At 65.6% G+C, this 26,178-nt stretch carries 25 protein-coding genes; 12 read left to right on the top strand and 13 right to left on the bottom strand.

Annotation, left to right across the window (positions count from 1 at the left end; genetic code table 11):
- The first annotated feature begins 80 nt into the window (after positions 1 to 80).
- From AC07VU_RS10910 to AC07VU_RS10895, 4 genes are read left to right on the top strand one after another with little or no spacing between them, the layout of a single operon-like run.
- Positions 81 to 1,244 carry an isovaleryl-CoA dehydrogenase gene (locus AC07VU_RS10910; protein ID WP_009044618.1) on the top strand — a complete coding sequence of 388 codons (1,164 nt, stop codon included), beginning with the start codon at positions 81 to 83 and terminating at the stop codon, positions 1,242 to 1,244.
- Between the two features lie 11 nt (positions 1,245 to 1,255).
- Positions 1,256 to 2,863: a carboxyl transferase domain-containing protein gene (locus tag AC07VU_RS10905; protein WP_277589211.1), complete on the top strand. Its 1,608-nt coding sequence runs from the start codon at positions 1,256 to 1,258 to the stop codon at positions 2,861 to 2,863.
- Positions 2,864 to 2,880: 17 nt separating this feature from the next.
- A complete protein-coding gene (locus AC07VU_RS10900) occupies positions 2,881 to 3,696 on the top strand; it encodes a gamma-carboxygeranoyl-CoA hydratase (RefSeq protein ID WP_007929659.1) in 816 nt (271 codons plus the stop codon).
- Entirely contained in the window at positions 3,696 to 5,642 is a 1,947-nt protein-coding gene (locus AC07VU_RS10895) for an acetyl/propionyl/methylcrotonyl-CoA carboxylase subunit alpha (protein ID WP_495029852.1), read from the top strand. Before AC07VU_RS10900 ends, AC07VU_RS10895 begins: the two co-directional genes overlap by 1 nt.
- A 56-nt stretch (positions 5,643 to 5,698) precedes the next feature.
- On the opposite strand, the gene AC07VU_RS10890 is transcribed toward AC07VU_RS10895, so the two are convergent.
- Positions 5,699 to 6,364, bottom strand: coding sequence for a LexA family protein (locus tag AC07VU_RS10890; protein WP_007929663.1), 666 nt, complete (start codon positions 6,362 to 6,364; stop codon positions 5,699 to 5,701).
- A 131-nt stretch (positions 6,365 to 6,495) separates the two neighbouring features.
- Between AC07VU_RS10890 and AC07VU_RS10885 the strand changes: the two genes are divergently transcribed.
- Complete coding sequence (locus AC07VU_RS10885; protein ID WP_007929666.1) at positions 6,496 to 6,837, top strand: DUF6124 family protein; 342 nt, start codon at positions 6,496 to 6,498, stop codon at positions 6,835 to 6,837.
- Positions 6,838 to 7,345: 508 nt separating this feature from the next.
- Positions 7,346 to 8,497: a M14 family metallopeptidase gene (locus AC07VU_RS10880; RefSeq protein ID WP_277589213.1), complete on the top strand. Its 1,152-nt coding sequence runs from the start codon at positions 7,346 to 7,348 to the stop codon at positions 8,495 to 8,497.
- Positions 8,498 to 8,536: 39 nt separating this feature from the next.
- Here AC07VU_RS10880 and AC07VU_RS10875 read toward each other — a convergent pair whose 3' ends face one another.
- Positions 8,537 to 8,983, bottom strand: coding sequence for a winged helix-turn-helix transcriptional regulator (locus tag AC07VU_RS10875; RefSeq protein WP_274304044.1), 447 nt, complete (start codon positions 8,981 to 8,983; stop codon positions 8,537 to 8,539).
- A 97-nt stretch (positions 8,984 to 9,080) separates the two neighbouring features.
- Between AC07VU_RS10875 and AC07VU_RS10870 the strand changes: the two genes are divergently transcribed.
- Positions 9,081 to 10,292 (top strand): MFS transporter, encoded by a 1,212-nt coding sequence (locus AC07VU_RS10870; protein ID WP_274304046.1) that lies wholly within the window; start codon positions 9,081 to 9,083, stop codon positions 10,290 to 10,292.
- 43 nt (positions 10,293 to 10,335) lie between these two features.
- On the opposite strand, the gene AC07VU_RS10865 is transcribed toward AC07VU_RS10870, so the two are convergent.
- Both AC07VU_RS10865 and AC07VU_RS10860 read right to left on the bottom strand, forming a co-directional pair.
- Positions 10,336 to 10,875, bottom strand: a complete 540-nt coding sequence (locus AC07VU_RS10865) for a cytochrome b (protein WP_277589214.1) — start codon at positions 10,873 to 10,875, stop codon at positions 10,336 to 10,338.
- Positions 10,872 to 11,957 carry a catalase family peroxidase gene (locus AC07VU_RS10860; protein ID WP_277589215.1) on the bottom strand — a complete coding sequence of 362 codons (1,086 nt, stop codon included), beginning with the start codon at positions 11,955 to 11,957 and terminating at the stop codon, positions 10,872 to 10,874. The genes AC07VU_RS10865 and AC07VU_RS10860 overlap by 4 nt, the downstream gene beginning before the upstream one ends.
- A gap of 180 nt (positions 11,958 to 12,137) precedes the next feature.
- Between AC07VU_RS10860 and AC07VU_RS10855 the strand changes: the two genes are divergently transcribed.
- Positions 12,138 to 12,644, top strand: coding sequence for an RNA polymerase sigma factor (locus tag AC07VU_RS10855; RefSeq protein ID WP_087091647.1), 507 nt, complete (start codon positions 12,138 to 12,140; stop codon positions 12,642 to 12,644).
- Entirely contained in the window at positions 12,641 to 13,393 is a 753-nt protein-coding gene (locus AC07VU_RS10850; protein WP_495029851.1) for an anti-sigma factor family protein, read from the top strand. Before AC07VU_RS10855 ends, AC07VU_RS10850 begins: the two co-directional genes overlap by 4 nt.
- Before the next feature lie 251 nt (positions 13,394 to 13,644).
- Here the strand turns inward: AC07VU_RS10850 and AC07VU_RS10845 are convergent, their stop codons facing one another.
- From AC07VU_RS10845 to AC07VU_RS10815, 7 genes are all read right to left on the bottom strand, one after another.
- On the bottom strand, positions 13,645 to 14,634 hold the full coding sequence (locus tag AC07VU_RS10845; protein ID WP_274304050.1) for a Csu type fimbrial protein: 990 nt from the start codon (positions 14,632 to 14,634) through the stop codon (positions 13,645 to 13,647).
- Positions 14,635 to 14,666: 32 nt separating this feature from the next.
- On the bottom strand, positions 14,667 to 17,024 hold the full coding sequence (locus AC07VU_RS10840; RefSeq protein ID WP_495029966.1) for a fimbria/pilus outer membrane usher protein: 2,358 nt from the start codon (positions 17,022 to 17,024) through the stop codon (positions 14,667 to 14,669).
- A gap of 127 nt (positions 17,025 to 17,151) precedes the next feature.
- Positions 17,152 to 17,943 (bottom strand): fimbrial biogenesis chaperone, encoded by a 792-nt coding sequence (locus tag AC07VU_RS10835; RefSeq protein WP_274304051.1) that lies wholly within the window; start codon positions 17,941 to 17,943, stop codon positions 17,152 to 17,154.
- Positions 17,944 to 17,970: 27 nt separating this feature from the next.
- Positions 17,971 to 18,471, bottom strand: a complete 501-nt coding sequence (locus AC07VU_RS10830) for a Csu type fimbrial protein (protein ID WP_495029850.1) — start codon at positions 18,469 to 18,471, stop codon at positions 17,971 to 17,973.
- A gap of 4 nt (positions 18,472 to 18,475) precedes the next feature.
- On the bottom strand, positions 18,476 to 19,009 hold the full coding sequence (locus AC07VU_RS10825) for a Csu type fimbrial protein (RefSeq protein WP_274304052.1): 534 nt from the start codon (positions 19,007 to 19,009) through the stop codon (positions 18,476 to 18,478).
- 20 nt (positions 19,010 to 19,029) lie between these two features.
- A complete protein-coding gene (locus tag AC07VU_RS10820) occupies positions 19,030 to 19,569 on the bottom strand; it encodes a Csu type fimbrial protein (RefSeq protein WP_495029849.1) in 540 nt (179 codons plus the stop codon).
- A 99-nt stretch (positions 19,570 to 19,668) separates the two neighbouring features.
- Positions 19,669 to 20,193 carry a Csu type fimbrial protein gene (locus AC07VU_RS10815; RefSeq protein WP_007923574.1) on the bottom strand — a complete coding sequence of 175 codons (525 nt, stop codon included), beginning with the start codon at positions 20,191 to 20,193 and terminating at the stop codon, positions 19,669 to 19,671.
- A gap of 285 nt (positions 20,194 to 20,478) precedes the next feature.
- On the opposite strand from AC07VU_RS10815, the gene zapE reads away from it, so the two are divergent.
- Complete coding sequence (gene zapE / locus AC07VU_RS10810) at positions 20,479 to 21,624, top strand: cell division protein ZapE (RefSeq protein ID WP_495029965.1); 1,146 nt, start codon at positions 20,479 to 20,481, stop codon at positions 21,622 to 21,624.
- 93 nt (positions 21,625 to 21,717) lie between these two features.
- The gene (locus AC07VU_RS10805; protein WP_101338507.1) at positions 21,718 to 23,031 is read left to right on the top strand and encodes a leucine-rich repeat-containing protein kinase family protein; all 1,314 of its coding nucleotides are present in this window, start codon (positions 21,718 to 21,720) and stop codon (positions 23,029 to 23,031) included.
- 85 nt (positions 23,032 to 23,116) lie between these two features.
- Here AC07VU_RS10805 and AC07VU_RS10800 read toward each other — a convergent pair whose 3' ends face one another.
- Together AC07VU_RS10800 and AC07VU_RS10795 are read right to left on the bottom strand one after the other, a co-directional pair.
- The gene (locus AC07VU_RS10800; protein ID WP_007927175.1) at positions 23,117 to 23,821 is read right to left on the bottom strand and encodes a YebC/PmpR family DNA-binding transcriptional regulator; all 705 of its coding nucleotides are present in this window, start codon (positions 23,819 to 23,821) and stop codon (positions 23,117 to 23,119) included.
- A 206-nt stretch (positions 23,822 to 24,027) separates the two neighbouring features.
- Positions 24,028 to 24,891 (bottom strand): LysR substrate-binding domain-containing protein, encoded by an 864-nt coding sequence (locus AC07VU_RS10795; RefSeq protein ID WP_495029848.1) that lies wholly within the window; start codon positions 24,889 to 24,891, stop codon positions 24,028 to 24,030.
- 128 nt (positions 24,892 to 25,019) lie between these two features.
- Here AC07VU_RS10795 and AC07VU_RS10790 point away from each other — a divergent pair, with 128 nt between their 5' ends.
- A complete protein-coding gene (locus AC07VU_RS10790; protein WP_495029847.1) occupies positions 25,020 to 26,129 on the top strand; it encodes a 2-aminoethylphosphonate--pyruvate transaminase in 1,110 nt (369 codons plus the stop codon).
- Positions 26,130 to 26,178: the final 49 nt, after the last annotated feature.

The raw sequence follows: 26,178 nt of genomic DNA, 5'->3' as shown, positions 1-26,178 counted from the left end.
TTAACGTAAAGGTGAGAGCCGAATCAGCCGCTCTCCACAGCCCGACTCCCTGACATAAAAACAAGTTTGAAGGTGCCCCCATGAGCTATCCGACCCTGAACTTTGCCCTCGGCGAAACCATCGACATGCTCCGCGACCAGGTGCAGGCCTTCGTCAAGGCCGAGCTGGCGCCACGGGCGGCACAGATCGACATCGACAACCTGTTCCCCGCCGACATGTGGCGCAAGTTCGGCGACATGGGCCTGCTGGGCATCACCGTGCCGGAAGAATACGGCGGCGCCGGCCTGGGCTACCTGGCCCACGTGGTGGCCATGGAAGAAATCAGCCGCGGCTCGGCCTCGGTCGCCCTCTCCTACGGCGCCCACTCCAACCTCTGCGTCAACCAGATCAACCGCAACGGCAACCACCAACAGAAAAGCCACTACCTGCCCAAGCTGATCAGCGGCGAACACATCGGCGCCCTGGCCATGAGCGAACCCAACGCCGGCTCCGACGTGGTCTCGATGAAGCTGCGCGCCGACAAGCGCGGCGACCACTACGTGCTCAACGGCAGCAAGACCTGGATCACCAACGGCCCCGACGCCAACACCTATGTGATCTACGCCAAGACCGACCTGGAAAAGGGCCCGCACGGCATCACTGCGTTCATCGTCGAGCGCGACTGGAAAGGCTTCAGCCGCAGCAACAAGTTCGACAAGCTGGGCATGCGCGGCTCCAACACCTGCGAGCTGTTCTTCGACGACGTGGAAGTCCCGGAAGAGAACATCCTCGGCGTGCTCAATGGCGGCGTTAAGGTGCTGATGAGCGGCCTGGACTACGAGCGCGTGGTGCTCTCCGGCGGCCCGACCGGGATCATGCAGGCCTGCATGGACCTGGTAGTGCCCTACATCCATGACCGCAAGCAGTTCGGCCAGAGCATCGGCGAGTTCCAGCTGATCCAGGGTAAGGTCGCCGACATGTACACCCAGCTCAACGCCAGCCGCGCCTACCTGTATGCCGTGGCCCAGGCCTGCGAGCGCGGCGAGACCACGCGCAAGGACGCCGCCGGAGTGATCCTCTACAGCGCCGAACGCGCTACCCAGATGGCCCTGGACGCAATCCAGATCCTTGGCGGCAACGGCTACATCAACGAGTTCCCCGCCGGCCGCCTGCTGCGTGACGCCAAGTTGTATGAAATCGGCGCCGGCACCAGCGAAATCCGCCGCATGCTGATCGGTCGCGAACTGTTCAACGAAACCCGCTAACGGAGCTGTCCATGGCTATCCTGCATACCCAGCTCAACCCCCGTTCGGCGGAGTTCGTCGCCAACAGCGAAGCGATGCTCAAACAGGTCGACGCCTTGCACACCCTGCTCGCCCAGGTCCAGCAAGGCGGTGGCGCCAAGGCCCAGGAACGGCACACCTCGCGTGGCAAACTGCTGCCACGCGAGCGCATCAACCGCCTGCTCGACCCGGGCTCGCCCTTCCTCGAAGTCAGCCAGCTGGCGGCGTATCAGGTGTATGGCGAAGACGTGCCGGCCGCCGGGGTGATTGCCGGCATCGGCCGGGTCGAAGGCGTCGAATGCATGATCGTGGCCAACGACGCCACGGTGAAAGGCGGCTCCTATTACCCGCTGACCGTGAAGAAACACCTACGCGCCCAGACCATCGCCCAGCAGAACCGCCTGCCTTGCATCTATCTGGTGGATTCGGGCGGCGCCAACCTGCCGCGCCAGGACGAGGTGTTCCCCGACCGCGAACACTTCGGGCGGATCTTCTTCAACCAGGCCAACATGAGCGCCCAGGGCATCCCACAGATCGCCGTGGTCATGGGCTCCTGCACCGCCGGTGGCGCCTACGTGCCGGCCATGGCCGACGAAGCGATCATGGTCCGCGAACAGGCCACCATCTTCCTCGCCGGCCCGCCGCTGGTGAAAGCCGCCACCGGTGAAGTGGTCAGCGCCGAAGACCTCGGCGGCGCCGATGTGCACTGCAAGATCTCCGGTGTCGCCGACCACTACGCCGACAGCGACGAACACGCCCTGGCCCTGGCCCGGCGCAGCATCGCCAACCTCAACTGGCGCAAACAGGGCGAGTTGCAGCAACGCGCGCCGATCGCCCCGCTGTATGCCAGCGACGAGCTGTACGGAGTGATCCCGGCCGACGCCAAACAACCTTTCGATGTGCGCGAAGTCATCGCGCGGCTGGTGGACGCTTCGGTCTTCGATGAGTTCAAGGCGCTGTTCGGCACCACTCTGGTGTGCGGCTTCGCCCACCTGCACGGTTACCCGATCGCCATCCTCGCCAACAACGGCATCCTCTTCGCCGAAGCCGCGCAGAAAGGCGCGCACTTCATCGAACTGGCCTGCCAGCGCGGCATCCCGCTGCTGTTCCTGCAGAACATCACCGGCTTCATGGTCGGGCAGAAATACGAAGCCGGCGGCATCGCCAAGCACGGCGCCAAGCTGGTGACCGCGGTGGCCTGCGCCAAGGTGCCGAAGTTCACGGTGATCATCGGCGGCAGCTTCGGAGCCGGTAACTACGGCATGTGCGGCCGCGCCTACGACCCACGTTTCCTGTGGATGTGGCCCAACGCGAGGATCGGAGTGATGGGCGCCGAACAAGCCGCCGGGGTGCTGGTGCAGGTCAAGCGCGAACAGGCCGAACGCGGCGGACAGACGTTCAGCGCCGCCCAGGAAGCCGAGATCAAGCAGCCGATCCTCGACCAGTACGAACACCAGGGCCATCCGTATTACTCCAGCGCCCGGCTGTGGGACGACGGCGTCATCGACCCGGCGCAGACCCGCGACGTCCTGGCGCTGGCCTTGTCCGCGTCCCTCAACGCCCCTATCGAACAGAGCCGCTTCGGCGTGTTCCGCATGTGACCCGGAGCGAAACCGACATGAACGACTTCAACACCCTGGAACTGCTGAAGGACCCGCGTGGTTTCGCCACCCTGTGGCTCAGCCGCGAGGAAAAGAACAACGCCTTCAACGCCGAAATGATCCGCGAGCTGATCCTCGCCCTGGATCAGGTGCAAAGCGATCCGGCCCTGCGTTTTTTGCTGGTGCGCGGCCGCGGCAAGCATTTCAGCGCCGGCGCCGACCTGGCCTGGATGCAGCAGTCGGCTGAACTCGACTACCACACCAACCTCGACGACGCCCGCGAGCTGGCCGAGCTGATGTACAACCTGGCCAAGCTGAAGATCCCGACCCTGGCCGTGGTGCAAGGCGCGGCCTTTGGCGGCGCCCTGGGCCTGATCAGTTGCTGCGACATGGCCATCGGTGCCGACGACGCGCAGTTCTGCCTCTCGGAAGTACGCATCGGCCTGGCCCCGGCGGTGATCAGCCCGTTCGTGGTGCAAGCCATCGGCGAACGCGCGGCGCGCCGCTACGCCCTGACCGCCGAGCGCTTCAGCGGCCAGCGGGCCCGGGAAATCGGCCTGCTGGCGGAAAGCTACCCGGCGACCGAGCTGGAACAACAAGTGGCGTCGTGGATCGACAACCTGCTGCTCAACAGCCCGTGCGCCATGCGCGCCAGCAAGGACCTGCTGCGCGAAGTCGGCAACGGCGCCCTGACCCCGGCCCTGCGCCGCTACTGCGAAAACGCCATTGCCCGCATCCGCGTCAGCCCCGAAGGCCAGGAAGGCCTGCGCGCCTTTCTGCAAAAGCGCTCGCCCAGCTGGCAGCCCGACCAGATCACCAAGGAGTCGCGTTAATGAGCGCCCCTGTCCTGACCACCCTGCTGGTGGCCAACCGCGGCGAGATCGCCTGCCGCGTGATGCGCACCGCCAAGGCCCTGGGCCTGACCACCGTGGCCGTGCACAGCGCCACCGACCGTGACGCCCGCCACAGCCGCGAAGCCGACCTGCGCATCGACCTGGGCGGCAGCAAGGCCGCCGACAGCTACCTGCAGATCGACAAACTGATCGCCGCCGCCAAGGCCAGCGGCGCCCAGGCGATTCACCCCGGCTACGGTTTTCTCTCGGAGAACGCCGGCTTCGCCCGCGCCATCGAAGCCGCCGGCCTGATCTTCCTCGGCCCGCCGGCGTCGGCCATCGACGCCATGGGCAGCAAATCGGCGGCCAAGGCACTGATGGAAACCGCCGGCGTGCCCCTGGTCCCCGGTTACCACGGCGAAGCCCAGGACCTGGAAACCTTCCGCGTCGCCGCCGAACGCATCGGCTACCCAGTGCTGCTCAAGGCCACCGCCGGCGGTGGCGGCAAGGGCATGAAAGTGGTGGAGGACGTCAGCCAACTGGCCGAAGCCCTGGCCTCGGCCCAGCGTGAGGCGCAGTCGTCCTTCGGCGATTCGCGGATGCTGGTGGAAAAGTACGTGCTCAAGCCGCGTCATGTGGAGATCCAGGTGTTCGCCGACCAGCACGGCAACTGCCTGTACCTCAACGAGCGCGACTGCTCGATCCAGCGGCGCCACCAGAAAGTCGTCGAAGAAGCCCCGGCCCCCGGCCTGAGCGTCGAGCAGCGCAAGGCCATGGGCGAAGCCGCGGTGCGCGCGGCGCAGGCCATCGGTTACGTCGGCGCCGGCACCGTGGAATTCCTGCTGGATTCGCGCGGCGAATTCTTCTTCATGGAAATGAACACCCGCCTGCAAGTGGAGCACCCGGTCACCGAAGCCATCACTGGACTGGACCTGGTGGCCTGGCAAATCCGCGTGGCCCAGGGCGAAGCACTGCCGATCACCCAGGACCAGGTGCCGCTGATCGGGCACGCGATCGAAGTGCGGCTGTACACCGAGGACCCGGGCAATGACTTCCTCCCGGCCACCGGGCGCCTGGCGCTGTACCGCGAATCGGCGTCGGGTCCTGGACGTCGGGTCGACAGCGGCGTCGAGCAAGGCGACAGCGTGTCGCCGTTCTACGACCCGATGCTCGGCAAGCTGATCGCCTGGGGCGAAAACCGTGAGCAGGCACGTTTGCGTCTGCTGGGCATGCTCGACGAGTTCGCCATCGGCGGGCTGAAGACCAACCTGGCGTTCCTGCGGCGCATCATCGCCCATCCGGCCTTCGCCGCCGCCGAGCTGGATACCGGCTTTATCCCGCGCTATCAGGACCAGTTGCTGCCACCGGCCAGCGCCTTGAGCGACGAGTTCTGGCAGGCCGCCGCCCAGGCGTTCGCCCAGAGCCAGCCGGACCAGACGCGCGCCGACGACCGTCACTCGCCCTGGGCCAAGGCCAGCGGCCTGCGCATCGGCCTGCCGCGGGAAACCGTGCTGCACCTCGACTGCGAGGGCCAGGACCGGGCGATCACGCTGGACACCCACAACACGGCCATGGCCTTGCACGGCGAGCAGCTGTCGATCGAACACAAGGGGCTGCGCCAGCAGCACCGGGCGATTCGCCAGGACGACAGCCTGTACCTGAAGTGGCAGGGCGAGATGCACCGGGTCACGGCCTATGACCCGATTGCCGCGGTGGAGGCCAGCCACGGCCATCATGGCGGCCTGACCGCGCCCATGAACGGCAGCATCGTGCGGGTTCTGGTGCAAGCCGGGCAGAGCGTCGAAGCTGGCGCGCAACTGGTGGTTCTGGAAGCGATGAAGATGGAACACAGCATCCGCGCACCGCAAGCCGGGGTGGTCAAGGCGCTGTATTGCCAGGAAGGTGAAATGGTCAGTGAGGGAAGCGCCCTGGTGGAGCTGGAATAAGCTCCTGAGGCAGAAGATCGTTCCCGCAGCCTTGCGGGAACGATCGTATTTTTACGTCAGAATTTAGCGGTAGCCTGCACCACGACACCAATAATCCGACAGTCATCGCTGTAAAGCGCCTTCGGGTAAGTCGGATTCAGCGGCACCAGATAACGCTGCCCACCCTCCTCCACCAGCTTGCGGAAAATCGCTTCGGTGCTGCCCGGGCATTGCACGATCACCAGCTTGCCGGGAACCGCCTCCACCGCCGGGTCCACCAGGATCAACATGTCCTGGGCGATGCTCAGGCCGCTCGGGGCAATCATCGCGTCGCCCACCACGACCAGCCAGAAAGCCGAGCCTTCGGCCTGGTAGTCAGAGAGCTCGTAACGCTCGCTGGCGTAGCCCACGCCACCGGCCTCGCGCACCTCGCCAACGCCCCGCCAGTCGCTGACCGGATAGCGGAAGTACGGGTTGTACTTCTGCACCAACGACGGCCCTTCCAGCAGCAGTTGGCCCTCGTCATCCACCTGTGGTTTTTCGCGGATCACCAGCGCGACTTCGAGAAAACCCAGGCCGATTTCTTCCAGCACCCGGTTCATGTCTTCGATCTTCGGCTGGCGGCGTTTGCTCAGCCAATGACCGATGCCGCCCTGGGACATGCCCAGGCGCTCCGCGAGCTTTTCTTGTGTGACCTTGCGGTCCTTCATGTTGGATTTAACCAACTCGATCCATTTGTCCATGGAGCGGAACAATACGTTGTGTATTTCGGCCCTCAACACACAAGTTGTAGTATTTGAAACCTAGTCACAAATACATTAAGTATTACCATTCCTCAGACCCTCTTATTCCACGTCAAAGGATGGAACCGCTCATGAGCACAACCAGCAAAGATGCACCGGAACTGGAAACCGATGTCGGCTTCAACGCCCTCAAGGACAGCGAGGCCGCTCGCCGGGCCATGGACTACTACTTGAAACCGGCTATTGCAGAATCGTCGATCGACGAGAAGTTCTTCGAGGTCAAACACAGCATCAGCAGCGAGGAAGCGATGATCCACGCTTCCGACCTGCTGCGTTGCGCCGCGGCCAGTGCCTACGAGGCTGCCGACCACCTGCGGGGTACCCGGCGCGACCTGGCGTTTTCCGTGGTGCACATGATCGACATGGCCAAGGCGCTGGTGGATCGCTCGCTGGACAGCCATCGCCCGGAATGAGTGCCGCGGCAGAATTCGCCCACGGCCGATCCGGCCGATAAACAAGGCTGGCAACAGGGGCAGGAAATTATTTTCTAAAAGGCGGGGAAAAACATTTGACTTGCAAATGATAATGATTATTATTGCAAGCAACTGGTCGCGAGATCAGTCGATAACCCAAGAGACCTTAGGTCGGACTCCTGGATTATCTCCTCATCAGGCTAATCACGGTTTTTGACCCGGCTTTTTGCCGGGTCTTTTTTTTCTGCCAGTTTTTCTGGCTTGGCTTCAGGCTAATGAAGACTGGGTACCGCTAAATTGGCGGCGATGATAGCAAAAGAATGCCTCATTGCAAGCCGACGCCCGCCGCAACGGCTCGCAAATGCAAAAACAGCGCTTGAGAATCAATCGCATAGCTTCTAAGCTGCTTTCGCGTCAAGGACGACGCCCCCCTCTCCCGCCGAAATTGCCCCCCTGCAACTCCCCCGCCTTGCTAAAGTAACGGCCATAAAAATCCTGCTCAGGAATCATGACCGTGGCCCAAAGCTCGTTTCAAATCTCTGCCAATTTCGACAGCGGCAATATCGAAGTACTGGATGCCAGCAACCCGTCGCAAGTCCTGCTGGCCATCAAGCCCGACACCCGCAGCGCACATTTCCAGTGGTTCCACTTCAAGGCCAGCGGCCTGCATGTCGGCCAGGAACACTGGTTCCGCCTGAGCAATGCCAGCAAATCCTCATACAACAAGGCCTGGAGCGGCTATCAGGCGGTGGCGTCCTACGATCACGTCAACTGGTTCCGCGTGCCGACGATTTTTGAAGGCGACACCCTGCGCTTCTGCCTGGAAGCCACCCAGACCCACGCCTGGTTCGCCTACTTCGAACCCTACAGCCGCGGTCGGCACGACTGGCTGATCGATCAGGCACTGACCAAGGCCGGCGCCGAACTGCTGGCCACCGGCAAAAGCGTCGAGGGCCGTGACATCCAGCTGCTGCGCAAAGGCAACGGCGGCGAAGGCCGGCGCAAGGTCTGGATCATCGCCCAGCAGCACCCTGGCGAGCACATGGCCGAATGGTTCATGGAGGGCGTGATCGAGCGCCTGCAGCACCGTGACGATGCCGAGCTGAACAGGCTGCTGGCCAGCGCCGACCTGTACCTGGTGCCGAACATGAACCCCGACGGCGCTTTCCACGGCCATTTGCGCACCAACGCCATGGGCCAGGACCTGAACCGCGCCTGGCAGAGCGCCAGCCAGGAGCTCAGCCCGGAAGTGCTGTTCGTCCAGCAGCAGATGGAGCAGTACGGTGTCGACCTGTTCCTCGACGTGCACGGCGACGAAGAAATCCCCCATGTGTTCACCGCCGGCTGCGAAGGCAACCCGGGCTACACGCCGCGCCTGGCCAAGCTCGAGGAGCATTTCCGCAGCCACCTGAAACACAAGACCCGGGACTTCCAGACCACCCACGGCTACACCAGGGACAAGCCCGGCGAAGCCAACATGACCCTGGCCTGCAACAGCGTCGGCGAGAAGTTCGACTGCCTGTCGCTGACCCTGGAAATGCCGTTCAAGGACCACGACGACAACCCCAACCTGCTCACCGGCTGGTCGGGCAAACGCTCGATGCAGCTGGGCAAGGACGTCCTCAGCACCGTGGCCGACATGGTCGGCATCCTGCGCTGATCCTGCTGTGCTGGCCGCGGCTCGAACCGCGGCCAGTGCCTATTGCGCCGGCACCCGTCGGCAATCCTCGGGCCCGAGCAGGCGCCCGTCCGCTGAGCGCAATTCCAGCGGTCGCAGCGGCTGCCCCTGCTCGCGGTCGACCATCAGCGAATGCGCCTCCCCCGCCTCATAGAAATACGCCTCGCCCCACTGCCGCAGACCGATGATCAGGTTGAACAGGCCGTTGCCCTTCTGCGTCAGCACGTACTCCTGATAGGCACTGCCATCCGACGCCGGTAGCACCTCGAAGATGCCATGGGCCACCAGGGTGCGCAGGCGGGCGGCGAGGATGTTCTTGGCCATCCCCAGGTTGCGCTGGAACTCGCTGAAGCGGCGGATGCCGTCGAAGGCATCGCGAATGATCAGCAGCGACCACCAGTCGCCGATAGCGTCCAGCGAACGGGCCACCGGGCATTCGGCGCCCTCCAGGCTTGTGCGTTTGACCATGATGCAGACTCGCGACAGGAAAGTGGTTGCAATATAAAACCAGCCTCTCTACCGTACAACTGGTTTCATAACGCAACCAGAACTCACGGAGCCGAGCATGACAGCCGCAATTGCCCCCCTGCCATCCGCCACCATTCCGGCGTCGGTGGTGCTGCTCTTTGCCATTGCCTGCGGGCTGGCGGTGGGCAATGTCTATTACGCCCAACCCCTGCTCGATGCCATGGCCCACAGCCTGGGCATGCCGCCGGCGACCATCGGCCTGGTCATTACCCTGACCCAGGTCGGCTACGGCCTCGGCCTGCTGTTCCTGGTGCCGCTGGGCGATCTGCTGAACCGGCGGCGGCTGATCGTCGGCCAGACGAGCTTGTCGGTCGCTGCGCTATTGATGGTGGCGCTGGCTGCGGACAGCACCTGGCTGTTGCTGGGCATGGCCCTGACCGGGCTGCTCGCGGTGGTGACCCAGGTACTGGTGGCCTATGCCGCCAATCTGGCCGCGCCGGGCGAACGTGGCCGGGTGGTGGGCAGCGTGACCAGCGGCATCGTGCTCGGGATCCTGCTGGCGCGCACAGTCTCGGGCACCATGGCCGACCTGGCCGGCTGGCGTTCGGTGTACCTGCTGTCGGCCGGGCTGACCCTGGTCATGGCGCTGCTGTTGTGGCGGGTACTGCCCAAGGTCGAGCAACCGGCGGCGCTGCACAGCTACAGCCAACTGATCCGCTCGCTGTTCGGTCTGTTTCGCGAAGAAAAGGTCCTGCGCGACCGGGCGGTGCTGGCAATGCTGATCTTCGGCGCCGGCACCGTGTTGTGGACCCCGCTGGTGCTGCCCCTGAGTGCCCCACCGCTGTCGTTGTCCCATACCGAGATCGGCCTGTTCGGCCTCGCCGGCGCGGCCGGGGCCCTGGGTGCTTCGCGCGCCGGACGCCTGGCCGACCGCGGTCTGGGCCAGTGGACCAGCGGCCTGGCACTGAGCCTGATGCTGGCCTCCTGGTTACCCATCGCCTACACCCAGTGGTCACTCTGGGCCCTGCTGCTGGGGGTGATCGTCTTCGACCTGGGTTTGCAGGCGGTGCATGTCACCAGCCAGAGCCTGATCTACAGCACCCGCCCCGAGGCCCAGAGCCGCCTGGCCGCGGGCTACATGCTGTTCTATTCGATCGGCAGCGCCAGCGGCTCGATCGGCGCCACGGCCATGTACGCCTGGGCGGGCTGGACCGGGGTGTGCCTGCTGGGCGCCGCGATCAATGGCGTGGCGCTGCTGTACTGGCTGTGGAGCCTGAACCCGCGCAAAGCCCTGGTGTGTGCCGGTTGAGACGGGGCCCGTACGGTCCTTCTCGACCGCACCGCCCCCACCCTCACTCCTTGCCGCGCAGCATGCTCTCCAACACCCCGTCGCGGCGCACCCAGCCATGGAACAGCGCCGCCGCCAGATGCAGCAGCACCGTCAAAAACAGCAGGTAGGCGAGAACGCCGTGAGCCTTGCGTAAAAAGGCGAACAGCTGGGCATTGGCCGGCAGGATCGCCGGCAACTGCAGCGAACTGCCGAGCATCACCGGGTCGCCCGCCGCCGAAATCATCGCCCAGCCCAGCAGCGGCAGGACCAGCATCAGCGCGTACAGCAGCACATGGGAGGCCTTGGCCGCCACCGCCTGCCAGCCCGGCAGGTCCGCCGGCAACGGCGGTTGCCGGGTGGAAAAGCGCACGACCAAACGCACGATAACCAGCAACAGAATGGCAATGCCCAGCGGCTTGTGCAGGTGGATCAGCCATTGGTGACGCTCGGACACCGAGGCCACCATGCCGGCGCCGATAAACAGCATGGCAATGATCATCAGCGCCATCAGCCAGTGCAGCAGGCGCGCCAGTGGCGCGAAGTGGTTCGGTTGGGCGCTCATGGGCGGGACTCCTGGGCAGCGCGGGGCAATTGGTCGACTTCACTGGTGCGGCGCAGATAAGAACTGGCATAGGCCGCCGAACGGGCCGCCAGCAGCGGGTCGTCGGAGGCGGCGATGCCGCTCGGCAGTACCAGCGGGTCGTAGTTGATGTCGCGGCATTCGCCATCGTTCTGCGGTTGGCTGCGCTCCAGTACCAGGGTCCCGGCATTCAGCACCTTGCGCTCGCTGGGCCAGGCCTTGCTGGCGTCGTCGGTCGGGTCGCCCGGGTTGGCCAGGGTGATGTTCAAGCGCCAGCGCAACGGCCCCGCGGCCAGGCGCTGCACCAGGTCTTTTTCCAGGAAGTCGTTACCCTCTGGCGCTATCGCGCCGGGTGCGTCCTGGGTCAGCGGCACCACGCCCCAGCGCACGGCCTGGCGTTGCCCGCTGGCGCTCACCAGGTAAAACGCGTTGATGCCGTTGTAGGTTTCGGTGGCATAGCTGGCCGAGGGCTTGGCGCCCTTGATCCATTGCAGGAACGGCATGGCTTCGGGGTGGGCGGCGAAAAACGCCGGCACGCTGGCCGGGTTCGGCTTGCCGGTCGCCGGGTCGGGCGAGCTGGCCTGCTGCAACTGGTAAAACGCTTCGGGGGTGCCCACCGGGAACACCGGCATGCTGTTCATCCCGGTGCGCCACTGCTGGCCGTTGGCCTGGGTAAAACGCAGGGCCAGGCTGCGGATCGGCACGCTGCTGTCAGGCGCATAGGGATTGCCGGGAGGCAAGGCGAAACGCCCGACCACCGGGGTCCGCGCTTCGTTGAACACCTGGGCGCTGGAATAACTGCGGGCCTCGCCGCTGCTCTCGAAATAACCGGCCACGCACACGCCCTTGGCATGGTTGCGGCGAAAGCCCGGATGCACGCCGTTGTTTTTCTCCAGCACATCCACCAGGGCCTTGGGGGTCAGGCGCTGCGGATCGAAAGTGCCGTTTACATAAGCCATGGCGCCGGCCAGGGCCGCGACCACCAGGGCGATCCCGCCCAGACGCAGGCTCAGGCTGGCCGCGCTCAAGGGCGGACGGTCAGGGGGTGATGGACGATCTACCATGAATATCTCCAGGGCCGCGGCCACAGGTGGAAAGGACAAGTCAGACGAGCCCCGACAGCGGTTATTCCCTGGCCCGCTATTTATTTTTCCAGCACGGGAATAACCTGCACGACCAGGCGTCTGGCTGTTGCAAGCACGCTGTTGCAAGCGTAGCGACTGGCCAACAACCTGCAGGACCCCATGAACGATATCGACGAACAGCTGCGTGAAATCATCCCCCGGTTGCGGCGCTTCGCCCTGTCCCTGAGCCGCCAGCCCAGCAGCGCTGACGATCTGGTGCAGGCGAGCCTGGAACGGGCGCTGTCGAGCTGGGGCGAAAAACGCCCCGAGGGCGATCTGCGGGCCTGGCTGTTCGCCATTCTCTACCGGCAGTTTCTCGACGCGCACCGCCGCTCACGGCGTTATGCGCGCATGCTGGAATTCTTCACCGGGCGCGACGACGCCCAGCCTTCGGTGGAACGCAGCGTGGTCGCGCAATCGACCCTGGAAGCCTTCGACCGCCTGCCCGCCGAGCAGCGCGCGCTGCTGCTCTGGGTCTCGGTGGAAGGCCTGAGCTACAAGGAAGTCGCCACCATCCTCGAGGTGCCCACCGGCACCGTGATGTCTCGCCTGTCCCGGGCGCGCCAGGCCCTGCGCCAGCTCAGCGACGGCGAAATCAGCAGCCCTTCTTTGCGGATACTCAAATGATCAGCCTGCCCCCCAGCGAACGCGACCTGCACGCCTACGTCGATCATCGGCTCAACGAGAGCGACCGACGCCTGCTGGAAACCTACCTGAGCAGCCACCCGCAGCTCGCCGCCCAGGTCCAGGCCTGGCAGCAGGACGCCCAGCAGTTGCGCGCGGCCCTCGGCGGCGCCCTGCAACAACCGGCCAACCCCGACCTCGACCCGGCGCTGATTCGCCAGCGCCTCAAGCGCCAGTCGCGCCGCCACCTGGCCAGCGCCGCGCTGCTGTTGATCGCCCTCGGCGTCGGCGGCCTGAGTGGCTGGCAGGCGCGGGAAATGACCCTGGCCAACGCCCCGCTGCCGATGACCGACGCCCTGCAGGCCTACCGCCTGTTTGCCCAGCAAGGCGTCCTCCCGGCCGACCTCAAGGTCCAGGGCAATGGCGCCATGCAGGCCTGGCTCGACCGTTACTTCACCCAGGCCGAGCGCCTGCCGGACCTGCGCGAATCGGGCTTCCAGGCGGTCAGCGGGCGCCTGCTGAGCACCGATCAAGGGCCGGCGGCGATGGTGCTGTACGAGGATCAGGGCGGGCACAGGATCAGCTTCTATATCCGTCCGCCGGGACCGAAGCACTACCTGCTGCCCCGGGGCAGCCGCAGCGATGGCGAACTGCAGGCCGACTACTGGTCCGACAGCGGCTACAACTACGCCATGGTCAGCCCCAGTGGTTCGGCGGTGGCGCAGCGGCTGCAGGACACCCAGAGGTTCTGAGCCATGGCAGCCACATCCCCGTGGACCGGCCTTGAGACCGCCAGAGGTCCTTCGTGTCGAGCGCGACCCCGGCCGATCGCAGCCTGCGGCAGCGGCTACGCCTCTCCCGAGCGCCGTTACCCCTCCTGTAGCCGCTGGCGCAGCCTGTGATCGGCAGCGCAGCGGCCGCAGGATATCCAGAACACCGCCGGGGCCTGAGACCGGCACACTATGAGCCGTAACCCTGCACCCCATCGTTTGTCTCTCCCCGCCTAAAACCCCACATCCAGCACCACATTGTCGATATAGGTCCCCGCCGGCGGCGTGGCCTGGTCGGTGTAGATCCTGGCGTTGTAGTTGAACACCTGGCTGCCGGTGCCCAGGCCGTTGCCCGGGTTCACCTCGGCATCGGAACTGGCCCGCCGCGCCGCGCCCACGCTGCCCCAGCGGGTGGTGCCGGCACTCTTGAAGATGTCGTAGGCCAGGTAATTGCTCCCCGAGATCATCCGCCGCCGCCCGCCGACGCTGACGGCATGCTGGCCATCGTCCAGGCCCACGGTGTAGGCACTGCCCTTGGTACAGGCAAGGTTGATGGTCTGTCCGCTGACGGTGGCGAAGGCGCTGATCACCGGCGCACTGCCGAAACTGATATTGGGCGCGGTGATCACGCAATCGTTGGCCACCGTCAGGTTGACCGTCAGGCTGGCGACGCCGCTGCCGATATCGCGCCCCAGGCATGCGCCCAGCGCACCGATCCCCGAGCAGTAGTTCCAGCTCCAGGCGATGCTCAGGGTCTCGGTGTAGATGCCGGCGGCGACGTTGCTGCCGGTGATGCTACCCAAGTAGACCGGAATGGCCTTGGCCACGGTCGGGCTGCCCAGCAGCCCCAGGGCATCGACGATGGAGTTGCGCGCAAAGTCGAACTGCACACCGCGGTTGATGGGGTAGTTGGTGCTGTTGTCGCCGTAGATGGTATAGCCGATGACATCGCCGGTGGGGCCCAACAGCCCGCTCTGCGAGGAGGTGATGGTGGCGTAGAAATGATCGTTGCTGGCCATCAGGGTCGCCAACGAGCCGGTACAGGCCAGGCCGGCGTTGGTGCTGGAAGCGGACTGCGAGGTGGTGCGCACCAGGATCGAACTGAGGGTGCCGAAACTCGCCGGCGAGGTACTGACCACCGAACACAGGGCCTGGGCCGCCCCCGGCGACAGCAGCGCCATCAGCAACAGCCCCTGGCCCCAATAGCGACACAACCTGTCCATGTTCACCGCCTCCCGATTCCGTTCATGAATCCTCACTGACACACCAAAGGCCCGATCAACGGCACCTGTTCCTGCTCCGGCTCCAGGGTAAAGCTCACCTGGCAACTGCTGCCGTCGGCCAGGCTGACCCGCAGGCTGTTGTTCGGCGCCAGGTTTTCCAGGTACACCAGGCCATCCCAACCCACCACTGCCTGGGCGCCGCTCTGCTCGTGGGTCACCAGGCTGCCCAGGGGCAGCTCCTGGTGCCGGGCGTCCACCAGGACCACGCTGGCGGCGACGATGCGGGTCAAGGGGAACGCCACCAGGTAGCCACTGCCGCGACGCACCGCGACCCGCTGTTCGACCAGCGGGCTCTGCACGTTGGCCGGCAGGTTCAGCGGGTCGATCTCGTATTTGCCGCGGTAATAGGCGCTGCTCCAGGGCACCAACAGATGGCCGTTCTTATCGGTGCGTCCCACCAGCTGGTTTTCATAGCGCACCGGAATATCCCGGTAGCCGTCGGTGCTGACCACCACAAAGGCGTCGTCGATGCGGTTGGCGGCAAACACCTGATGGTCCATCCACACCAGCGAACCACTGGCGTCGGCCCAGCGGGTTTCGGCCTCGCTGGAACCATAGACCCCGGCCTGCAATTGCACCGACTGCAAACGCCAGGTCAGGTCGGCCTGGCGGTAGGCCGGCGCATCGCCCTGGGCATAACCGAGATTGAAGCCGACGCCCCCTTCGCTGGGCACCGCCCGGCTGTAGTTGACCCGCTGCCGGTCCTGCCCGTCCTTGCTGCGCTCGCTGCTCAGGCTCAGGCTGCCGTGAAGGTCGAACGGAATCACCAGCTGGGCCTGGACCGCCCAGTTGCTGTCGCCGATCTCGCGGTTGGCCGACAGGTAGAAACTGCTGCTGCGCCACAGCGGCTTGCTCCAGGTCAGGTTGAGCAGGCGGGTGCGCGAGTCGTCCGCGGCGCGCACATCGAAATAGCCGGCGCCGAGGCTGCCGTAGCGCTCGAGGTTGAGGCTCAGGGTCAGCTGTTCGCTGCGCTGGCTGAGGCTGGCGTAGGGGCTGTCCACCACCGTCAGGTCGGCGTAGCCATCGCGGCGCTGCATCCGCTGGTAGGACAGGCTGTAGCGCTGGCTGCTGTACTGGTAACCGAGGCTGACCTGCTGCCCACCCTGGCCGTCGAAGCGGCTCTGGCTGATGGCGCTGTTGAGCACGCCGAAATTGCCCAGGCGCAGGTTGCCGCCGAAGCCGCCAAGGGTCAGGGACTGCGCCGCCTCGGCGTGGCCTTCCAGGGTCAGGTTGTCGCTCAGGCCGTAGCGCAGGCTGCCGGAAGTGACGCCGGGGCCGTAGCTGAAGTCCCGCAGCGTGTAGTCGCGGCGCAGGGTCCCGGCGGCCACCGAGAAATCGCTCAGGCCTTTTTGCAGCAGGCTGCTGGTGACATAGAACGGCACGGTGGTGGACACCTGTCGCCCCAGGGCATCGGTGGTCACCACCACGGCTTCACCGGCACCGTTGATGAACGGGATATTGGTCAGGGTGTAGGGCCCCGGCTGCAGGTCGGCGCTGCTGGACTTGTAGCCGTTGATAAACAGGTCCACCGAGGACGGCACCGCCGCCTCCCCGGCGAACTGCGGCAAGGGGTAGGTCACCAGGTCCGGGCGCACGGCAAAATCGCGCGACAGTTGCACACCGCCCAGGCGCACCGAGTTGCTCCAGGGCAAGGCGCCACTGACCAGGTCGCCGGCCTCGTAGGTCAGCAAACGCTCGTCGTCGGAGTAACGCCAGGTGGTGTCATAGCGCCGGTAGCCGTTGTTCAGCGTGCCCTCGCCCAGGCCGGAAAAGGTCCGCCGGTACTGGCCGGTGTTGGACAGGGTGCCCCAGCCGTCGAACAGCCGCACCTCGTTCCAGGCCGCCAGGTAGGTGCCGGCATCGTCGGTGTCGTTGAGGTACAGATCGTAATTGAGCAAGGCGCCGAAACTGCTCAGCGCCGGGGTTCGTGGATAGGCCTGGCGGCTGCCGATCAATTGCTCCGGCAGCCAGTCCGGCGGAACCTCCAGCAACAGCCGCTGGCCCTGGCTGTCGTAGTCGCTGTGCAGCCCTTGCAGGCTGTCGAGGGCGACCTGGGCGTCGAGCCCTTCGGGCAATTTCATCCCGCTTTCTCGCAGGGCCTGGGCCGGTACGAACAGGCGTCCGGCACGTTGCTCGACGGCGATCACTCGCCCGGTATTCATCTGATTGACCACCAGTTCCAGAAACAGTTGGGCATCGCTGATCGCTTCCATGCCGCTGGGCGGCGGCGGCAGTTCGCCACCCAGGCTGCCGGAGGCGAACACCCAGCAACACAGCCCGCTCACCGCCCACCCCGGGCGCCAGAAACGACGAGCCGCGCCGAGGTTCATTGAAGCGTTACGCCCATCGATGGACACCTTTCTTCCATGGCTTGCAGTGACTGCCGCTACCGGTCAGCCTGAATCGCCGATCGCCGGACAGCCCCGCAACCTTGTCTGCCCGCAGCGGTAGATGGCCTCAGCGGGCCGGCGCAACGTTCTGCACCTGCGGCGCGCCATTGACCCGCACCTGCAACGCCGCGTCCGCGGTTGGCGCGGCGGGCACCGGCCAACGCATGATCGCCCCCGGCAGCACGTAGCCCAGCAGCCCTTCCACCAGCGGCCGGGTCTGCCCCGCCTGCTTGAGCGCCACATCGGTCAGGCGCGCATGCACCGCGCCCTGGTTGCGGACCTCGACGTAATTGCGGCCATCCACCGCCACCTTGCGCCAGCTCAGCTGGGGCACGCCGGCGCTTTTCGGATCACGCTGGCGAGTGCTGTCTTCCTTGCTCCAGAGCCCGGCACCGTAGGCGAACAGCGGCACCGAATAACGCATCTGGAAACGGATGGCCGCCGCCGTCTTGCCCTCGCCTTCGGGGATCGGCGGCTGCGCCAAGGGGATCTCATCGATGATGATCCGGTAGGCCAGCTCCTGGCCGGGCGGGACTTCGCGGGTCCGGGTCAGGCGCACCAGTTGCCTCTGCCCGGGCGCGATCTTCGCCACCGGCGGGCTGCCGATCACCTCCCGCTGGTTCTGGTACTGGTCCTCGAAGCCGCTCTGGCTCCAGGCAAAGACCCGGATCTGCAGGTTCGCGGTTTCCGTGCCGCGGTTTTCCAGCCACAGCGCACTAGCCTGCTGGTCGGCCTCCAGCACCGGGTCGATCGGCCAGATCAGCACCGAGCTGGCGGCCCTTGCCTGAACCGCCCCCAGCAACGCCATGGCCAGCACGGCACAAGCAACGACCTGCAACCGCCGGGAAGTCGAATACATACCGCTACTCCTTATGGTCTTGCTCCATCACCACGACAGCTGCACCTGCAGCACATCGCTGTACGTCCCCCCAGGCTGATTACCCGGTAATTGCACCTGGCCGTAGATCGGCAGGCTGATGTTGTTCGCGTCGCTATAGGCCACCGCCACGCTCTGGCCGATGCTCAGGCTCTGGCTGAACGCGGCGTCGCGGAACAGCTGATAAGCCACCCGCGCACTGCCGCCATCGAGCTGCATGTGCCGTCCGCTGCTGTTGTACTGGCCGCCGTCGACGCTCATGTTCAGGGTCACCCCCGGCGTGCATTGCAGTTGCACGCTGTTCGCCAGGGCGACCTGCAAAGTGCTGGTGGACAACGCCGACTGGCTGCCGAAGTTCAGGTTGCCGTAATTGCTCACGCCACCCACCACCAGGCACCCGGCGACCACCGTGGCGCTGACCTGGAAGCTCTGGCTGGTCACCGCCGCCAGGGGCAGCGGCAGGCTGCTGGCACCGAGCAGTACCAGCGCCGCGCACGCGTGACGGGCCATGGCGTCAGAAAGTCAGTTCGACAGCGACGGTATCGGTGTAGGTGCCCGCCGGCAGGCCAGCCTTGCCGAGCGCCTTGCCGTAGATATTGACGGTCTGCGCCACGCCGGTGCTGGTGGCCAGGTTGATGGCATCGTCGATGGCCAGGAGCTGCGTGTGCCCGGAGTCGGTGTACAAGTCGTAAGGCACGAAGTTGCCGCTACCATCGGCCAGGGCCCGGGTGCCGCCGGCGGACTGGCCGTCATGGGTGCCCGCGCGGACCGTCACCACCGGGCTGGTGCCACTGGAGCAGAGGATCGACAAGGCCCCGCCGCCGCCACCGAGTACCTGGGCCGTAGCCTGGGTGAACAGGCTGTCGGTGGTGCCGAAGTTCAGGGCGCCGAAGTTCAGGCCGCTGCTGCCGCCCGCGCCATTGACCTGGCAACTGCTGGTGAGAATCAGGCTGGACGTGATCTGGCCGGTGACCGTCGCGGCCTGGGCCACGGAAAACATGACCAGTCCAAGCAGCGACAAGGCGATCCGGGATACAAGCATGTGCATGACATTCGTCCTCTTTGGGTTTACCAATCCAGCGTCACCGTCAGGGTGTCGGTGTAGACCCCTGCCGGCAGCGCCCGGCTATTCGCGACCACCGAGCCAAACACCGGGATCGGTACCTGGGCCCCACTGGTAACGGCGAAATTGCGTTGCTGACCGATGCTGTAGCTGTCGCCGCCGGAGGCATCGAGGAACAGCCGATAGGCAATGGTCTGGCGACCATTGCTCAGGCGCCGGGTATTGCCGTCGCCATTGCGGCCGCCGTCGATGGTCACGGTGAAACCGGTCACCGACGGGTTGCAGGCCACCTCCAGGCGCCCGCTGCCGCTACCGCTGACATTGGCTCTCAGGGGCGCACTCCAGGTCGGGCCATGCTGGCCGAAATCCAGCAGGCCGAAGTCGTCGACCGGATTCTCGGGCGTGCGGGTCGCACCATTGGTCACTTCACAGCCGGCGATAATGGTCAGCCGCGCGTGTATCTGCCCGCTGATCGCCGCTTGCGCGTCGCCAGCCGGCAAGAGCAACGAACCCAGGGCGGCCAGCGCCCAGCTTCTGATCGTCATCGCCGCCCTCCTGGAGCCATGGGTTCTCTCACCTTGACCGCCCTTGGTGCGCGGTCTCCCTGCGCTGCCCGAATCCACCGGGCAGCTCCCGCGCCGCCACTACCAGGTGACCGTCACTTTCAGCAGATCGGAATAACGGCTGACCCGCGGGATCTCGGCCAGCGGCTCGATCCGCCCGTACAACGGCAGGTCCACCGAACCCGAGTCCGGAACCCGGCCGCTCACCGGCACATTCACCGGCAGCGGAATGCGCCGGGCCGCGTCCTGGTACAGGCGATAGGGAATGGGTTTGCTGTGTGCGGCACTGCCGGCCAGGTAGCGCACTTCGCCGACGCCCCCGTGTTGCCCACCATCGACGCGCACTTGATAAGGGGTGTCCGGGTTGCACTCGAGCCTGGGCAGGCGAGTGTCGAGCAACGCCGCGCTGAGGGGGCCGGCGGGGTTGTCGAGACGCGGGCTGCTGCCGAAATCCAGCACGCCCAGTTGCTCGACGCCGGCGTCGCGCTGCTGTCCCACCAGCTGGCAGCCACGCTGCACGTCGACCCGGACCTCCACCTGGAGTTCCACGGCCGATGCTGTTGCGGCGAGCAGCATGCTCATGACTGCAAAAAACCGGCTTGCCATTCAACGCCTCAATCCTTTTGAGGAACGATAGGTACAGCTCAGGTTAGTCAGCGCCAGGGAAATCGCCAGCGCCGGGGGCAAGCCGCCCGCCAATGAAACACCCCCTTGGGTGCCCGATGCACCAGGGTCGAACACAGTGACACGGGCAAAAAACTGTACCGACCAGAACTTTCCGTAGAATAAATCAGCGCCGTCAGACAGCGCTGGATGCCGGGCCGGGGATTGGTTAAATTACCGCGCCGGTTCCAGGGGGGGAGCGGGCCTGGAACCATCGGGGTGACACCATTGGCCGCTTTACCGCCAAACCGCTCGCTACGCCCATCGCGCTGGCCCAGGCTGCGCGCGTTCTTCGGCAAGGCCTTCGCCCGGCCCGCCGCCAGCACCAGCCACGGCCGAGTGATTCACGAGTATTTCCGGCACAAGGCCCACGACCAGGGCTACACCCTGAGCCACAGCCAGCAGCGGGTGATCGACTACATGGCCCAGCAGGCCAACGCCCTGCTCCAGCCAGACGCCAAGCCAAACGCCAGCCGCAGCCTGTACCTTTATGGCGCGGTGGGACGGGGCAAGAGCTGGCTGCTGGACGGTTTCTTCCGCGCCATCCCGCTGGCGGAAAAACAGCGCCTGCACTTCCACGATTTCTTCGCCCAATTGCATCAGGGCATGTTCCGCCACGGCGAGCAGCCCGACGCCCTGCAGGCCACCCTCGACGAACTGCTCAACGACTGCCGCGTATTGTGCTTCGACGAGTTCCATGTCCACGACATCGGCGATGCGATGCTGATCACGCGGCTGTTCAAGGCCCTGTTCCTGCGCGGCATCCTGCTGCTGGTGACCTCCAACTACGCGCCCCAGGGCTTGCTGCCCAACCCGCTCTACCATGCGCGCTTCAAACCGGTGATCGACCTGATCGGCAGCCGCATGCAGGTGATGGAGGTCGGCGGCCCCCACGACTACCGCAGCCAGCCCCGCAGCCATTCGCAGCAGGTGTTCACCCAGGGCCGTTACCTGTGGCCCGGCAGCGAGCAGCAACGCCTGAGCCTGGGTCTGCCGCGGCGCAACGGCCCGACCTCGGCGCTGATGGTCGGCGCGCGTCAGCTCCAGGTACGGTTGTGCGAACAACACAGCGTGGGTTTTGCCTTCAGTGACCTGTGCGAACAGCCGACCGCGGTCATGGACTACCTGGAGCTGAGCCGGCGTTTCGACCACTGGATCATCGACGAGCTGCCCGAGCTGGGCGAATGCCCGATTGCCGTGCAGCAACGCTTTATCAACCTGATCGACGTGCTGTACGACCAGGACAAGCACCTGACTCTGATCGGCGAACGCTCCCTGCGTGAAAGCCTGGGCGGTAACGCCATCGACCTGGCGCGCACCCGCAGCCGCCTGGGCCAGCTGCAGGAAATCAGCGCGGATACGCCGCCGGGCTGAACCGGCGGTCGCCACCCACTGCTCCACGCCGCTATCATGGCGGCCATTTCCAGGGCCACGCGCCCTCCTCCTGCCTGAGTGTCGAACCTGTTCATGGATACCCTTGCCCAACTGCGAGCCGGCCAATTGACCGGGCTCAAGCGTCTGGACCTGTCTTGCGGGCTGAGCGAATTCCCCCGGGAAATCTTCGACCTGGCGGACTCGCTGGAAGTCCTCAACCTCAGCGGCAATGCCCTGAGCAGCCTGCCGGACGACTTGCACCGCCTGACCCGCCTGCGGGTGCTGTTCTGCTCCGATAACCTCTTCACCGAGATGCCGGCCTGTGTCGGCCAGTGCGCGCAACTGAGCATGGTCGGCTTCAAGGCCAACCGCATCGAGCGGGTGCCCGCCGCCGCCCTGCCGCCGCTGTTGCGCTGGCTGATCCTCACCGACAACCGCATCGAGGAACTGCCGGACGAGCTGGGCCAGCGCCCGCACCTGCAAAAGTTGATGCTCTCCGGCAACCGCCTGACCCGGTTGCCCCAGAGCCTCGGCCAATGCCAGCAGTTGGAGCTGATCCGCATCGCCGCCAACCGGCTCAGCGCACTGCCGGCCTTCCTGCTTGGCCTGCCGCGCCTGACCTGGCTGGCCTATGCCGGCAACCCGCTGGAATCCGAGGCCGACGCCGCGGCGCTGGAATCGGTGGCACGCATTCCCTGGGCCGAGCTGGAAGTGCAGCAGCGCCTGGGCGAAGGCGCGTCCGGAGTGATTCACCAGGCCCGCTGGCAGCCCCCCGGGCAAGCGCCAAGCGAGGTGGCGGTCAAGCTGTACAAGGGCAGCATGACCAGCGACGGCTCGCCGCTGCATGAAATGAACGCCTGCATCAGCGCCGGCCGGCACCCGAACCTGATCCGGGTCGAAGGCCGGATCAGCGATCATCCCGAAGGGCAGAACGGCCTGGTGATGCAGTTGATCGAGCCGAGCTACCGCAACCTGGCGGCCTTGCCGAGCCTGGCCTCCTGTACCCGGGACATCTACGACGAGCGCACCCGTTTCAGCGCCGACGCAGCCTTGCGCATGGCCCGCGGCATCGCTTCGGTCGGTGCGCACTTGCACCACCAGGGCATCACCCACGGCGACCTGTACGGCCATAACATTCTGTGGAACCCACAGGGCGAGTGCCTGCTGGGGGATTTTGGCGCGGCGTCCTTCCATGCGCTGGCCGACACCGAGGAAACCCGGGCCCTGCAACGCATCGAAGTGCGGGCCTTCGGCATTCTGCTGGAGGAGTTGCTGGCAAGGATCGAGTCGGGCCTGAGCCCGCGGCAGCATGAACGCCTGGCGGCGCTGGTCAACGACTGCTGTCAGCCGCAGGTGCTGGCGCGACCGGGATTTGCCGAAGTCGGGGACGTGTTGCGGGGGATTTGAAGAGCATCGCCAGCCAACTCGCTCCTGCTGGAGCTTGCCGGCTGGCGCAAGAATCGCTCAGGTAGCGCGATTCACCGGGCCGGGCTCAACCCGCCAGGCCGACGAACATGTCCTGCACGTCGTCATGGTTGTCCAGGCCTTCGAGGAAGGCTTCGACTTCTGCCATCTGCTCGTCGGACAGGCCGCTGACCGGGTTCTTCGGCTGGTAGCCGAGCTTGGCCGAGAGCACGGTGAAGCCTTGCTCGGGCAGGGCCTTCTGCACCGCGTCGAGGTCGGCAGGCTCGGTCAGGAACAGGGTCGCGCCCTCGTCCCCCGGCTCGAAATCCTGGGCCCCGGCTTCGATGGCCGCCAGCTCCGGATCGGCGTCCGGGCTGTCCGGCGCGGCTTCGATCATGCCGACATGGTTGAAGTCCCAGGACACCGAACCGGAAGCGCCCAGCTGGCCCTTGCGGAAGGCCACGCGGATTTCCGCCACGGTGCGGTTGATGTTGTCCGTCACGCATTCGACGATCAGCGGCACCTGGTGCGGCGCGAAACCTTCGTAGGTCACGCGGTGGTACTGCACGGTCTCGCCGAGCTGGCCCGAACCTTTCTTGATCGCACGCTCCAGGGTCTCGCGGGGCATCGAGGCCTTTTTCGCCTGCTCCACCACCAGACGCAGGTGTGCGTTGGTGGCGACGTCAGCGCCGTTGCGGGCAGCAATGGTGATCTCTTTGACCAGCTTGCCGAAGATCTTGCCCTTGGCGTTGGCTGCTGCTTCTTTGTGTTTAACCTTCCACTGTGCGCCCATTACTCACTCTCTTTGATCTGTGGCGTCGAGTTGGATGTGGCCGACGCGATGGGCAAGTTTATACGGCCTGAAGGCACCAATCGACCAAAAAGTCAGATCCGCGACCTGTAGCCGCGGTCGCAGGCTGCGGCAAACTTCCCGGGGCCTCAAGAGCGCGTCCGGTTCCGGGCCGATCGCAGCCTGCGGCAGCGGCTACAGGTTCAGTGTCAGCCTGTGGGGGCCAGTCCCAGGAAGGCCTGGATCAAGCGCAACTCCCGGCGCCGCTCCATGCAGCCGAGCATGTGCCGGTTCAACAGCCCCTCGCCGATGATCGGCACCGCCCGCACCCGCGGGTCCGGGCTGAGTTCCAGCGACGACACCACGCCCACCCCCAGTTGCGCCGCCACCGCCTCGGTCACCGCCTCGCGGCTGTCCAGCTCCAGCAGCACCTTGGGGTTGACCCCGGCCTGGACGCAGGCCTGGTCGAAGGTGCGGCGGGTAATCGAGCTGGGCTCGCGTAGGACCATGATCACCTGGTCCAGTCGCTCCAGCCGCACGCCTTCGGGCTCGGCCAGCCATGGATGGCCCTGCGGCACCAGCGCGCAGATCCGCGACTCGCCAAGGCTTTGCAAATGCAGGCTCTTGCGCGGTTCGACCTCGGTCAGCACCGCCACATCGGCGTGCTCCGAAAGCAGCGCCGCCAGGGTTTCCTGGGCATTGCCCAGGCGCAGGTTGACGGTAATCCCCGGATAGCGCTCGCGCAGGCTGGCAAGCATCGGCATCACCAGATGCGGGCCGTCCGCCGCCACTTCCAGGCGCCCGGTGAGCAGTTGCCGGTTGGCTTCGAGCATGGCCTGGGCCTCTTCGGCCAGGCCAAACATGGCGCGGGTGATCGCCGCCAGCCGGGTGCCCTCTTCCGTCAGTTCGACCCGGCGCGCGGTACGCCGCAGCAGAGTGATCTGGTAGTGCTCTTCCAGCGCCTTGATATGCCCGGTGACCGCCGGCTGGCTGATGAACAGCCGCGCCGCGGCCCGGGTGAAGCTGCCTTCACGGGCCACGGCATCGAATGCGCGCAGTTGGAACAGGTTCATATCTATCGGCCTCACTTATGGCTGGCATAACGACAAACAATTTGATTGATAAAGAGCCAAACTGCAATTTAGGCCCCGTAGTTTTTATCCCAAGCGCATCCCACAGCGTTTCTGCGAGGACACCCGAATTGAGTACTGCCGAGCCCATCCTGCTCACCCCCGGCCCCCTGACCACCTCGGCCCGCACTCGCCAGGCGATGCTGGTGGACTGGGGTTCCTGGGATGAGTGTTTCAACCAGCTGACCGCCAGCCTCTGCGAACAGCTGCTGGCCATCGTCAACGGCGCCGCCAGCCACCACTGCGTGCCCCTGCAAGGCAGCGGCACCTTCGCCGTAGAAGCCGCCATCGGCACCTTGGTGCCACGGGGCGGCAAGGTGCTGGTGCTGATCAACGGTGCCTACGGCAAGCGCCTGGCGAAGATCTGCGCAGTGCTGGGCCGCGACTTCAGCACCTTCGAAACCGCCGAGGACCAGCCGACCAGCGCCGCCGACGTCGATCGCCTGCTACGAGCCGATGCCGCCATCAGCCATGTGGCGCTGATCCACTGCGAAACCAGCACCGGCATCCTCAACCCGCTGCCGGAGATCGCTCAGGTCGTGGCCGGGCATGGCAAACGCCTGATCATCGACGCCATGAGTTCCTTCGGCGCGCTGCCGATCGATGCCCGACAGGTGCCATTCGACGCGCTGATCGCCGCGTCCGGCAAATGCCTGGAAGGCGTCCCCGGCATGGGCTTCGTCTTCACCCGCAAGGAAGCCCTGGCCGCGGCCGCCGGCAACTCGCACTCGCTGGCGATGGACCTGCACGACCAGCACGGCTACATGGCCAAGACCGGGCAATGGCGCTTCACGCCACCGACCCATGTGGTCGCGGCGCTGCACGAAGCGCTACTGCAATACCACGAAGAAGGCGGCCTGCCGGCGCGCCACCAGCGCTATGCCGCCAACTGCCAGGCGCTGCTCGACGGCATGGCGCGCCTGGGCCTGCGCAGCTTCCTGCCGACGGCGATCCAGGCGCCGATCATCGTCACCTTCCACGCACCGAAAGATCCGCGCTACCAGTTCAAGGAGTTCTACGAACGGGTCAAGGCCAAGGGTTTCATCCTCTATCCCGGCAAGCTGACCCAGGTCGAAACCTTCCGCGTCGGCTGCATCGGCCATGTCGACCCGGCCGGGATACGCACCGCGGTCCAGGCCATCGCCGACGTGCTGCGGGAAATGCAAGTGCTGGATATCTGACTACCACAACCACCACACGGCCTGTAGGAGCGAGCTTGCTCGCGATACA

Source organism: Pseudomonas sp. GW821-FHT02B10, assembly GCF_059421865.1.
The sequence above is the reverse complement of the archived record's forward strand: the minus strand, read 5'-3'. Positions and strand labels throughout refer to the sequence as shown.